Below are 12,339 nucleotides of genomic sequence, written 5' to 3'. Positions count from 1 at the left end.
TATAATATGAAACAAAGCATACGGTAATTTAAAGATATTCTATTAGGAAAGAGGTGTATTAATGATTGCAAGCAAACTCAAAAGAACAGCGTCAATAGCGCTCATAGCTGTAATGAGCTTCACAAGCCTGTCCTTCGGGGAAGACTTCAATAAGGACATGAGCTTCTTCAATGCCGCAAAGGAGTATATACTCAACAACTATGTGGATGAAGTGACAGAAGACCAGCTAATTGACGGAGCTGTGAAAGGAATGTACGACTCCCTCGACAAGTACAGCACATACCTTGACGCCGAGGAGAACAAGCAGTTTACAGAAGATGTACAGGGGACTTTTTCAGGGATAGGAGCCCAGATAGCTCTCAAGAATGGAAATGTGACCATTGTAGAACCCCTTGAAAATTCACCAGCTCTAAAGGCCGGCCTTCTTCCAGGAGACATAATAAAGGCAATCGACGGAAAAGAAATAGGTGAAGTCAAGAATCTCGTTGACGTGGTAAATAAGATCAAGGGACCCCAGGGAACAGCGGTCAAGTTGCTCATAGAAAGAAAAGGCCAGAGCTTCCAGGTTTCAATAATAAGAGACAACGTGGTAATAAATCCTGTGAAATCAAGAGTGCTTGAGAACGGAATAGGTTATATCAGGATAACCGAGTTCAACAAGACGGCAACACAGAATACTCTGACAGCAATTGAAGAATTGAAGGCAAAGGGCATAAACAAGCTTGTCCTCGACCTTAGGGGAAATCCAGGTGGGGGCCTTCTCGATGTAGTCGGCATAGCTCAGGAATTTGTACCGAAGGGAAATATAGTAAAGATACAATACAAGGACGGAGCAGAAAACAGCTATCCCTCATACGGAAATGTAAGGTTTGCTAAAGTGGCCGTGCTTGTCGACGAATCCTCGGCATCTGCATCGGAGATACTTGCAGGCGCAATCCAGGACACCAAGTCAGGAGTGCTTGTCGGCAAGAACACATATGGCAAAGGAACGGTGCAGAAGGTACTCAACCTTAAAAATGGCGAGGCGATAAAGCTTACTATAGCCAAATATCTTCTTCCTTCGGGAAGGTCGATAGACCATACTGGTCTGGTGCCTGATGTAGTCGCAGAAAGATATGTTGAGGGTATTGTGGATCTTGGAAAGCTGCAGGCTCTTCCTACTGACAAGGCTATGAAAGCGGGTGACGCTGGACTTGACGTGCTTGGCCTCCAGGAAAGACTCTTGGCGCTGGGCTTTAAGACGACAGATTCAAAGGGAATATACGGGCAATCGACAACGGCGGCTGTGTCAGCCTTCCAAAGCAGCCAGGGACTTTATCCTTACGGAGTGGCGGACAAGACCACCCTGGGTGCTATCTCAGAGAGCTTTACAAAGCTCATGCTTTCAGACCAGATGGACAACCAGCTGGACAAGGCCCTTGAGTATCTGAGAAGCCAACAGATATAGATCATTATTTAAGATGAATGAGACAGCTGTATTAGTGGATAATTATCAATAAAAATCCCGTGTAATATATTTGTAATGTTTATCGAGCCGTGTTTGACGGTATAATATGAGTAGCTTAAACATCAAGTTATGTCGCTTAATCTTTGTTACAGAAATGTTACAAATTTTGTAACGTTGTTGACTGAAAACAAAATTAGGTGGTATAATCACAATGTAGAATGGGTTAAAACCCTAGAAGCACAAAAATATTTAAACAAATCAAAGGAGGATTAAGTTATGAAAAAAAGACTAGTGTCGCTAGTGCTTGTACTTTCAATGATACTTGGAAGCATGAGCATGGGCTTCGCTGCAGGTCCGCTTACTGAAGGAATCGAAGATTCTAAAGTAGTAAAAGCGGTTGAAAGACTTGCAGCATTCGGAATAGTAGAAGGTTTTGAAGATGGTAAATACCATCCAGAGTATGACGTAACAAGAGAGCAGTTCGCTAAGGTTTTAGTTGAGGCTCTAGGACTAGGTTCGGCAGCAACTGCTGCACAGGGACCAACTAAGTTCTCTGACGTTGAAGCTGACAGATGGTCTGCTGGATACGTTAACGTAGCAGTAGGACAAGGAATCCTTAAAGGATACCCAGATGGAACATTTGGACCAGCTAAGAATGTTACATATGCAGAAGCTGTTACAATGCTTGTAAGAGCTCTTGGATATCAGGATTCATTCCTTCCAGGAACTTGGCCAGGAAACTATGTAGCTAAGGCTGCAGAAGAAGGAATAACAAGCGGCGTTGTATACTCTCCAACAGGAACTGCTGACAGAGGATCAATGGCTGTTATGCTTAACAACACTCTTGACGCTGACGTTATAAAGATTCAAGAGTACGGAACACTTACAGGAACAGAAATAAAGTATGTTAAGACAGACATATCTCTTCTAGCTGAAAAGATGGGAATACACAAGCTTGAAGAAGCTGTAGTTACTGCTACTCCTAAGGTTGATAGTGGAATAGACGAAGACCAGGTAAGAGTAGTAATAGGCAAAGACTACGACGTTAAAAAAGTAAACTATGACAAAGATGATGTAGTTGTTTTCGATGTTATAGACAAGGTAGACACTACAAACCTTCTAGGACTTTCGCTTAACGTTTATGTAGATGAGAATGACAAAGACGTTGTTTTCGTTGAAGAGAGCGACAAGCCTTTCAGAGTTCTTTACGATGTAGTAGATCCTGACGAAAATGTTAACGAAGACGAAATAACTCTTATAAAAGCTGACAAAGAGTACAGCTTTGAAGATGATTATGAGCTATACCTTGACAACAAGTCAGTAAACATGGCAACTTTTGCTGCTGAAGCTGGAAAAGGCGACCTTTTTGTTAAGGCTGTTCTTAGCAACAAAGGCAACATAAAAGTTATAGACGCTCAAAGATTTGAAAAGGGCGGCGCTGTAATAGCTCTTAAGGCAGATAGCACAACTCTTACTTATCGTATAGACGACGCTGATGATGAGTACACGTTCAAGACTAAAGACTACGATAAGGTTGTAGTTATGGACAATGCTGGAAACATAATAAAGCTTGAAGATATAAAAGCTAATGACGTTGCATACATCAACGATGTAAACATGGCTGGAGACGACCTTGAAGAAGCTGCAAGCAAGGACGAAGTAGCTTATGTAGTAGTAGTAAAAGAATCTGTAACTGGTGATGTTACAAGATACAGAACTTCTGGCGGAGACGTTGTAGAAGTAAGACTTAACGGAACTGCTTATGACGTTGCTTCAAACGCTACAGTTTCTTCAAATGAAGACAAAGATGTATACCTAATAAATGACACTGATGGAATAGACGCTCTTGACGACATAACAGATGACGATGCTGATGCACTTCTTCTTTTTGACGCTAAGGGATACGTAAGACACATAACTACAGACGCTAAGGCTTCATCTGCAGATATGTATGGTGTTATAACAGCAACAAATGTAAGCTTCGGCTCTGTAGAGGTTAAGATGCTTACTCAAGATGAGTCGGTAGTTAGATACGATGTTGACTTTGATGCAGCTGAATTCGAAGGCTATGCTACTGAAATGGCTATAGATGGTGCAGAAGGTGACATAGTTAAGTACACACTTAACAAAGATGGCGAAATAGACTCTATGATAAAAGTTGGACCAGATGCTGATGGAACAACTGATGACGGCAAGTGGACTGCTGTATCTGGTACGCTTGGTGACGACTTCGAGTCTGACAGCCTTAAGCTTGGAACTAAGTGGTACAACGTATCTTCAAACGTAGTTGTATTCGACTACTTTGAAGGAACAAAAGCTGGAAATGACTTTGAAGATGTTAACGTTGTTGACTACGCTTCACTTGATGGAAAAGGAGATAACGGAGACGTAATAGTATTCGTTAACGACAAGGATGAGGTTAGATTTGTTGCTCTTGTAAGCAAAATAACTTCTGACGATGAAAGAGCGGCTTACGTTCTTAACAAGTGGGTTAAAGCTGGAGATGACTACGTAGAAGTAGCTGAATACGGAGTGGCTGAAAATGCAGACTTCGAAGTAAGCGCTGGAATAGCAAATGTTCCAGAGAGAAGAGTGATAGCAATATTCACTGAGAACACTGACGGAACTGTAGACATAATGAACCCTGCTGACTCTGATGACTTTACAATGTACACAGGTGAAGTAACTAGCATAAGCGGAAGATTCATAACTATAGAAGGCGACGATTCAGTATCAGTTAGAGTAGAAACAAACGCTGTAGTATACGAAAAAGGCGACGTTAAGGACTTCTCTGACATAGACAGAGGAGACAATGTAACAGTTGCAGTTAAGAATGCTAAAGCTCAAGTTGTGAAGATATACGACATGGACGACGAGACAGCTCTTTACAATGCAACTTACGATGCACACAACACACCACTAGACAAAGTAGCTCTTGATGCAGCAGAATTAGCAGCTGCTGCACTAGATGCAGATGATTACACAGCAGAAAGCTTTGCTGATCTTACAGCTGCACTAGCTCTTCCAGAAACTTCACAAGCACTAGTTGATGCTAAGGTTGCTGCTATAAATGCTGCGATAGATGGACTAGTTGAAGTGCTTACTGCAACAGCAGATGTAGTAGTTACAGGACTTGGCCCAGTAGACATAACTATAACTGAGTCTAATGTAACAGATGCAGCCAAATTCCAAATAGTTTATGAAGAAGATCCAGATCTAAACAGTGCTGTTACAGATATCGGAAGCCTAGCAACTGATCTGCTTGCAGCTGGTGATGTTATAACTATTAATATACTTGCTGCAGATGGTGTGACTGTACTTGCTACAGGAACTCTAACTATACCAGCAGCATCTACAGGAGATGCTGACATAGTGTTTGAAGTGACACCTGCAGAATAACTAGATACAAGATAAAAAAAGGATAATCCTTAGGGGTTATCCTTTTTTACGTTGTTGGAGTGTGTAAAAGAACATTTGATTTGTTTCTGAATCTAGATGTTTATTTTTCCTGCATAATAGTGTATCATATGACTTAGCAGAGGATGAAAATGGTAGCAAAAAAATATCAATCATAGAGAGGTGGCAAAATGTTTAAGAAAACAATAAGTTTAGTGGCGGTGATATTATTAACTGGAACAACACCAGCATTTGCTGAAGTGCCAAAGGACACTATGATCATTGGAAACCAGGCATTCAATATAAGACTTATGTTTGATCCGTCATACAAGGCACAAATATTAGATGCGATGCGATATGCCAATGCTAATCCTGATTCAGAAGGAAACAGGCCATACTATTATAAGATTAACCAAATGACTCAATGGAGGACTGTATTCGGCAAGACGCCCTTAACGGAGGAACAAATAGACCAGTGGCCGGAAATAACGTATATAAATTCTGATGGAGAATCTACTGTTTATGAAGCAGGTAATGGAGCGGAAGGAACAGCGGTAAATGAATCTTTTAGTGTTGTTGACATATACTAAAATGTAAAGTAGGCTTTAAAAATGGTTTGAAATTTCCTAAACTAGTGATTATAGATCTTATATAGGGGTAGAAATAAGATTAAGATAAATCACTTATTAGGAGGTACTTAAATATGAAGTTGAAAAAAGTTATTTGTTTAGCTACTGCAGCAACAATGCTTATGGGTAGTGCTGCATTTGCTGAAGTGCCAAAGGACACCATGATCATTGGAAATCAGGCATTCAATATAAGACTTATGTTTGATCCGTCATACAAGGCACAAATATTAGATGCGATGCGATATGCCAATGCTAATCCTGATTCAGAAGGAAACAGGCCATACTATTATAAGATTAACCAAATGGCTCAATGGAGGACGGTATTTGGTAAGATACCTTTAACAGAGGAGCAAATAGGCCAGTGGCCGGAAATAACGTACATAAACGCCGATGGTGAAAGTACAGTTTATCAGGAGGGTAATGGAGATCCTGTTGAAGACAACGAAGGTCCAGTAGCTGAAGCTTTAACAGTTTTAGCTGGAGCAGATTCTCTAGGACAGGAACAACTACTTGCAGCACTTCAAGCTGAAGCTCTTGAATTGCAAAATGTTAAAGTCAGCAATGCTGCAGCGTATGTAGTGGACAGCGTTGACATTGCATATGGTTCAACTTCTGTAGCGGCGGTTCAGGCTGCAGTAGATGCTACAAACGCAAGAATAGATATAAATGCAGCTGCTAATGTGACAGATATGGAAGCGGGGATTACAGCTTTTATAAATGCAAAGATAGCATTAGGCAATTTGGATGCAGGTGATGAAGATATATTTAACGATGAATACTTAGAGCTTAGCAATACCGAAAAACTTGCCATAGCAAAGATGGTGCTTTCTGTAAGAAACGAAAATCATGAGCCTCTTGGATTTGGTGGCAATGGTGACCTTGTATGGCATGCTCATTGTAACGGCTTACTAAACGTAATAGAGGAGAGAGAAAGTTGGATAACTGGAGTTAATAGCGCGCTTGAAGAAACGGTTCCGGAAGACCAAATTCAAGCAGTTATAGATGCATTAAACAATATACCGACTTCACTGGTTGAAGATGCTAAGGGATATTTATCAACGGCAGAATTTGAGGCAATAGGTGAGGCTCTCTACGCTGAATATAGATATGATTCATTCCACATACTGGATGAAGATGATACGAATGCAGTAGCAGACTCATTCAGAACAAAAGCAATGAGTACATATCCAGAAGGATTCACTAACTTAGCAGACATACTGGCCACTCTTGACGAAGCGATAGCTGAACTTCCTGCTGAATAATAGTGGTGTCTGGCACCAAGTTCACAAGTTATTGAAGACAAAAGAGAATCGATCTTAGATCGGTTCTCTTTTTTTTCGGATGTAAGTATTCCCTAAACCATTATTTTGAGAATACTTAAAAATAAAGACACCAATGTTATGTGAAATCATTGGTGGATTGTCAACACTTAATTGGACAACTTAATTAAGGTGTTGTAATTTATATTCAATCGGACTTAAATATCCAAGTGTTCCATGAATTCTTTTGTTATTGAACCAATTTACATATTTCGACAGCTCTATATTTAGATCTTCTAATAAGTTTCGAAATCGTTTTTTCCTGACAAATTCAGTTTTGAATATTTTAAAAGTGGCTTCCGCAACTGCATTATCATACGGACAGCCTTTCATGCTCAACGAACGTTTGATTTTAAAGGTTTTAAGGACATCGTCAATCAATTGATTTTTAAACTCATTGCCCCGATCTGTATGGAACAGCTCGATATGACTCAAATTGCCTTTAAAGCTTGCAAAAGCACGACTTACCAGATGTGCATCCTTTTTCTCACCAGTACAAACAGTGGTGCCTGTCACCAAGATAACAAGTTATTGAAGTCAAAGGAGAATCAGTAGTGACATGCTCCCCTTATAGTGGACAGTTAAATAATAAAACTGTTTGCTATGAGGAGGAGCATTATCTATGTGTAGACCATCGAGTAAAACGTCCACTTCTGTGGGTATAGTTCAAATTGGTGGTCTCTTTTAAGTGTAAATCTATGCATGCTGCCAGCTTGTCTGATATTATAAAGGGAGAAACAAGAATGAAGTATCGGGGGAATGGCATTGAAAAGAATGATGATTTTTTTCACCATACATGCTTTGTTTGTAATGCTTAGTTCGGGTGCTTCATTTGCCGAAGACACACCGTACAAAACAGGACTCAATGAGGGTTATATAGAAGAAAAAAGCAAGCTGCTTCAAAGAGCGTTGGATGAGGAGTTTGTAGGCGTGGACATCCTCCCTTCAAGCATAGACCACTCGAATTCTCCCTACCTTCCGCCGGCAGGAAGCCAGAGGGAGAACAGCTGCGTAGGGTGGGCCGTCGGGTATTGAAAAACAGAGGTGCCTGGCACCAAGTTTACAAGTTATTGAAGTCAAATGAGAATCGGTCCTAGATCGGTTCTCTTTTTTTATGTGTCCGTAAAATATAGCCCACATGGATTCCATATTGTTGAAGTGAGATAATACACCAAAGATGTTAAATCGGAGTGTTTCTTTTTTATGAGCTTAAACGACAACAGAGAAATTTGGGTTAGCCGCATAGACGAGTTTAGATCCAGCAATCTCACTCAAAAAGCCTGGTGCGAGAAAAATGATGTCAAAATCAGCACTCTGAGGTATTGGATAAGGAAGCTTTCCTACACAGAATGCTCGGTTTCAAACGATTCTGGATTTTCCGGATTTGAATTTGCAAGTGTTTCAATTTCAAAGGAATACTCCCCTCCCCTTGCATTGGAATTCAAGGATGTAAAGCTGTCCATAGCCGAAGATTTTGATGAAACCCTTCTTATCAAGCTCCTTAGTAAGTAAAACAGTGAAACAGTGGTGTCTGCCACCAAAAAAACAGAGGTGCCTGGCACCAAGTTTACAAGTTATTGAAGTCAAATGAGAATCGGTCCTAGATCGGTTCTCTTTTTTTATGTGTCCGTAAAATATAGCCCACATGGATTCCATATTGTTGAAGTGAGATAATACACCAAAGATGTTAAATCGGAGTGTTTCTTTTTTATGAGCTTAAACGACAACAGAGAAATTTGGGTTAGCCGCATAGACGAGTTTAGATCCAGCAATCTCACTCAAAAAGCCTGGTGCGAGAAAAATGATGTCAAAATCAGCACTCTGAGGTATTGGATAAGGAAGCTTTCCTACACAGAATGCTCGGTTTCAAACGATTCTGGATTTTCCGGATTTGAATTTGCAAGTGTTTCAATTTCAAAGGAATACTCCCCTCCCCTTGCATTGGAATTCAAGGATGTAAAGCTGTCCATAGCCGAAGATTTTGATGAAACCCTTCTTATCAAGCTCCTTAGTAAGTAAAACAGTGAAACAGTGGTGTCTGCCACCAAGATAACAAGTTATTGTTCTATGATAGTTAAGATGTAGCGAATTAACAAAAGAGAATCAGTAGTGAAATGCTCCCCTTGTAGTGGACAGTTAAAAATTAAAACTGTTTGCTATGAGGAGGAGCATTTTATATGTGTATACCGCCGAGTAAAACGTCTATTTTCAAGGGTATAGTTCAAATCTGTGGTCGCTTTTAAGTGTAAAGCCATACAAGTATTATGACAATTAAATAGCAGGCCGTCGGCCTGCTATTTAATTTTGTAAAATAATATTTTATTTCACAAAACCTGGAATTCGGGTAAATATTCTGGTATTCTATTACTTGAAACATATTAATTCCACTCACATTTGCATATGAAATTATACATTCGGAAATTATAGGAGTGGAGTTATTTATTGTAGTAAAAAGGCCAGTCGATGCCAGTGGAGGTGATGTAAAAGTAAAATTCAAACAAACATTGTTACAAAACAATCAATAAACGGAGCGGAAAAACTTAATAAGGAGAGGAACTACATATGATAGCAAAAAAAGCCGCAAGATACTTGCTTGCAATCACTATCTGTATTGTATGTTTTGGAAGCAGCATATTCGCTTCTTCAAACGACAATCCGAATGCAGAAAAACTCAAAGCATTGAAGAAAACGCAGGCTACGGAAGAAAAGCTGGGAGAATACTACGATTCCTTAGACACAGGATCGGCACAGGATATAGCGGTGGGTGTTAGCACAGAAGACATCATAGCGGCGTATAGCAATAGTACTTACAGGATCAATATTCAGGAAAGCGGATTCTATCATATCGACCTGGGCTTGACAGAAGATGCGGACCTATTCGTAGAAACATATGACGAAAGCCTGGAATATGTGGACTGGGGAAGCATGGTATATCTCCAGGGCAATGCGGATTACTACATATATCTGGATAACTATTATCAGGATACGGACACGCAAGTCAACATATGCGTTCAAAAGGTGCAGCCGACAATGTATGAACTGGGCAGCGACCTGGTTGCAGACGGAGTCATGCAAGATGGCGAAGTGCATATGTACGAGTTCTCGGTAGGTGAGGAAGCCCTGTATGAAATATACGGCTGTGATTTCATTCTGCTGGACGAAAACTTCAATAGAATAGAATGCGATTATGAATGTAGCCTTTCACCAGATGAAATCTACTACATAGCTGTCGCTGACAAAGGATATTCAGCCGAGGAATATTGGTATGACGTGATTGTAGAAAACGTAGACGACTGGTATGATGACGACTACGAATATACAGATGTAGAGCCCCAGGGCAATGACTATATCGAATATGCTGTCAACGAATACGACGGGAAATTCACAATAGGAACCAGGGAAGGCACGAGCAACCCTAATGACGACAACAAGAAGATGCTGTTCGGCCATCCATATCCAGGAACGTCTTTTACAACTATAAACCTGGACGGGGAGTATGCCAAGTATACTCCCGACGCAGAAAGCTCAATAAGCTCAGGAACTACAAACATGTCTGAGCAAACTATGGGTGACGTCTCTGTAAAGCAGGTGCTTTCGATAGTGAAAAACAGCGCCACACAAAAGGAAGATGTGGTGCAGATTAAATACATAGTGACAAACAATGACGGTGCAAGCCATGATGTGGGCGTCCGCATAATGATGGACACAATGCTTGGAGACAATGACAGTGCTCCATTCAAAGTTCCCAACGTGGGAAACGTACTGTATGAAAGAGAGTATACTGGAGCTGATGTGCCTGTTTACTGGCAGGCATTCGATTCAATAGAAAATCCAACAATAGTTTCCCAGGGAACTCTAAGAGACGGATACAACACGGCTCCGGACAAGGTTCAGTTTGCCTCATGGGGCGACATAACAGATACTCTTTGGGACTACGAAGTAAGCGAATACCAGGAAATAGGGGACAGCTCAGTAGCCGTATATTGGAATCCAATAACTATAGGGCCGGGCGCGAGAAAGGACTTTGTAACATACTATGGTCTTTCGGAGTTCAGCGCTAATGCGGCTTCAGGCATGGTCCTTGGTGTTACAGCCCCGAGTGAGCTTGTGCTTGACAAGGAAGAATATACGCCAGATCCATTTATAGTGACGGCATATATAGTGAATTCAGGAGAGGAGACTTCGGCTAATACTGTTGTAAAAATCAATCTGCCGGAAGGTCTCAACCTGTATTCTGGAAGCAGCGAGGTCAATGTTGGAGACGTGCTTCCAGGCGAGGAAAAGCTGGTATCTTGGTATGTGACTGCAGTAAAGCGAGAAACGGAAGATACGCTGGCATACTCTGTTGAGCTTTCATCGGACGGCGTAGCAGGAGCATTTGAACAAAAGCACATAACTGTTCCTTCGGTATCGGCCATAAAATTTGCAGATCCAGGGCTTGAGCAGGCTATAAGAGATGCGCTGGGCCAAAGCGAAGGGGCAATAACGAAGACGGATCTTGAAAGCATAACTGCTTTAAATGCAGAAAATCTTGAAATAAGCGATCTTTCGGGTATTGAGTATCTTGTAAATCTTGAGGAGCTCAAACTGAACTATAACAACATAGACGACCTGAACCTGGTGGTCGACAACCTTCAAAACCTGGAAAGACTTGAGCTTAGAGGAAACAACATAGAGAACATATTCATATCCTTCTTTATGCAAAACAGCGTAGTCCTTGCTCAGGAGAGGCTCGGGGCAACACTTGGCAAGCTGCCTAATCTAAGCTATCTGGACCTTTCAGAGAACAACATAAACAACATTGAAGGGATAGAGAACTTCACGAATATAGAAACGCTGAATCTGTCAGCCAACAAAATCGACGACATAGCTAATCTTGCAGGCTTGAGCGGCATGAAATCCTTGAATATATCAGGGAACCAGGTGGAAGACATAACGCCGCTGCTTGAGGTTAAGACCCTGGAATCCGTAAAGCTGCAAGATAATCCGGTTGTAGAGATTCCAAGTGAAATCAGCGAAATAATAAACGTAAAGTCACTCGGCAAAAAAACAGGAATTACATCAAATAAGGTGTGGAGAGTGCAGTTTAGCAAAGGGCTGGACGAGATGTTGAATTACAACAATTATGTAACTGTAAAGGACTCCTTAGGCAACATTGTCGACGTAGACGTTACGTACTCGAAAAACGAAAAAGCCCTACTGGTTACTCCAAAGTCATCATACAGCGCCGGCGAAACATACAGCATTGTCATAGGCGAGGGCATTCTTTCTGAAAAAGGGGAAACGCTGCCAGAGGCCGTAAGAATGGTGTTCACAGTAGCTCAATAACAATGGTGTCTGCCACCAAGTTAAAGAGTTATTGTTCTAGAGAGTTAAGATCTAGCAAATTTAAAAAAGAGAATCAGTAGTGACATGCTCCCCTTATAGTGGACAGTTAAATAATAAAACTGTTTGCTATGAGGAGGAGCATTTTCTATATGCATATCGTCAAGTAAAACGTCCGCTTTCGTGGGCATAGTTCAAATTGGCGGTCACTTTTAAGTGTAAA

The 12,339-nt window shown here is 41.0% G+C and carries 8 protein-coding genes and 1 pseudogene; 8 read left to right on the top strand and 1 reads right to left on the bottom strand.

Going from position 1 to position 12,339, the window contains the following annotated elements:
- Nucleotides 1–61: 61 nt before the first annotated feature.
- The 4 genes from EAL2_RS10145 (at nt 62) to EAL2_RS10130 (ending at nt 6,734) form a co-directional block, all read left to right on the top strand.
- Nucleotides 62–1,447, top strand: coding sequence for a S41 family peptidase (locus EAL2_RS10145; RefSeq protein ID WP_025436273.1), 1,386 nt, complete (start codon nt 62–64; stop codon nt 1,445–1,447).
- Nucleotides 1,448–1,723: 276 nt separating this feature from the next.
- On the top strand, nt 1,724–4,846 hold the full coding sequence (locus tag EAL2_RS10140; RefSeq protein WP_025436272.1) for an S-layer homology domain-containing protein: 3,123 nt from the start codon (nt 1,724–1,726) through the stop codon (nt 4,844–4,846).
- Between the two features lie 188 nt (nt 4,847–5,034).
- A complete protein-coding gene (locus EAL2_RS10135) occupies nt 5,035–5,433 on the top strand; it encodes a hypothetical protein (protein WP_025436271.1) in 399 nt (132 codons plus the stop codon).
- A gap of 113 nt (nt 5,434–5,546) precedes the next feature.
- Nucleotides 5,547–6,734, top strand: coding sequence for a hypothetical protein (locus EAL2_RS10130; protein ID WP_025436270.1), 1,188 nt, complete (start codon nt 5,547–5,549; stop codon nt 6,732–6,734).
- Between the two features lie 180 nt (nt 6,735–6,914).
- Here the strand turns inward: EAL2_RS10130 and EAL2_RS10125 are convergent.
- Nucleotides 6,915–7,283: pseudogene (locus EAL2_RS10125) on the bottom strand (transposase); the annotation flags it as partial.
- Between the two features lie 273 nt (nt 7,284–7,556).
- Between EAL2_RS10125 and EAL2_RS10120 the strand changes: the two are divergent.
- The 4 genes from EAL2_RS10120 to EAL2_RS10105 all read left to right on the top strand — a co-directional run bounded on the left by EAL2_RS10120 (nt 7,557) and on the right by EAL2_RS10105 (nt 12,119).
- Entirely contained in the window at nt 7,557–7,826 is a 270-nt protein-coding gene (locus tag EAL2_RS10120) for a hypothetical protein (RefSeq protein WP_025436269.1), read from the top strand.
- 168 nt (nt 7,827–7,994) lie between these two features.
- Nucleotides 7,995–8,303 (top strand): IS66 family insertion sequence element accessory protein TnpA, encoded by a 309-nt coding sequence (gene tnpA, locus EAL2_RS10115; protein WP_025436268.1) that lies wholly within the window; start codon nt 7,995–7,997, stop codon nt 8,301–8,303.
- Nucleotides 8,304–8,501: 198 nt separating this feature from the next.
- Nucleotides 8,502–8,810, top strand: a complete 309-nt coding sequence (gene tnpA, locus EAL2_RS10110) for an IS66 family insertion sequence element accessory protein TnpA (protein WP_025436268.1) — start codon at nt 8,502–8,504, stop codon at nt 8,808–8,810.
- Between the two features lie 543 nt (nt 8,811–9,353).
- Nucleotides 9,354–12,119 carry a leucine-rich repeat domain-containing protein gene (locus tag EAL2_RS10105; protein ID WP_025436267.1) on the top strand — a complete coding sequence of 922 codons (2,766 nt, stop codon included), beginning with the start codon at nt 9,354–9,356 and terminating at the stop codon, nt 12,117–12,119.
- Nucleotides 12,120–12,339 lie beyond the last annotated feature (220 nt).

This window comes from Peptoclostridium acidaminophilum DSM 3953 (assembly GCF_000597865.1).
In the GTDB taxonomy this organism is placed as follows: domain Bacteria; phylum Bacillota; class Clostridia; order Peptostreptococcales; family Peptostreptococcaceae; genus Peptoclostridium_A; species Peptoclostridium_A acidaminophilum.
This window is presented reverse-complemented; position numbering and strand designations above follow the sequence as displayed.

Excerpts from the sequence above, each read along its gene's own strand:
- EAL2_RS10145 (WP_025436273.1), top strand. The coding sequence starts at position 62 with ATGATTGCAAGCAAACTCAAAAGAACAGCGTCAATAGCGCTCATAGCT.
- EAL2_RS10140 (WP_025436272.1), top strand. The coding sequence starts at position 1,724 with ATGAAAAAAAGACTAGTGTCGCTAGTGCTTGTACTTTCAATGATACTT.
- EAL2_RS10135 (WP_025436271.1), top strand. The coding sequence starts at position 5,035 with ATGTTTAAGAAAACAATAAGTTTAGTGGCGGTGATATTATTAACTGGA.
- EAL2_RS10130 (WP_025436270.1), top strand. The coding sequence starts at position 5,547 with ATGAAGTTGAAAAAAGTTATTTGTTTAGCTACTGCAGCAACAATGCTT.
- tnpA (WP_025436268.1), top strand. The coding sequence starts at position 7,995 with ATGAGCTTAAACGACAACAGAGAAATTTGGGTTAGCCGCATAGACGAG.
- tnpA (WP_025436268.1), top strand. The coding sequence starts at position 8,502 with ATGAGCTTAAACGACAACAGAGAAATTTGGGTTAGCCGCATAGACGAG.
- EAL2_RS10105 (WP_025436267.1), top strand. The coding sequence starts at position 9,354 with ATGATAGCAAAAAAAGCCGCAAGATACTTGCTTGCAATCACTATCTGT.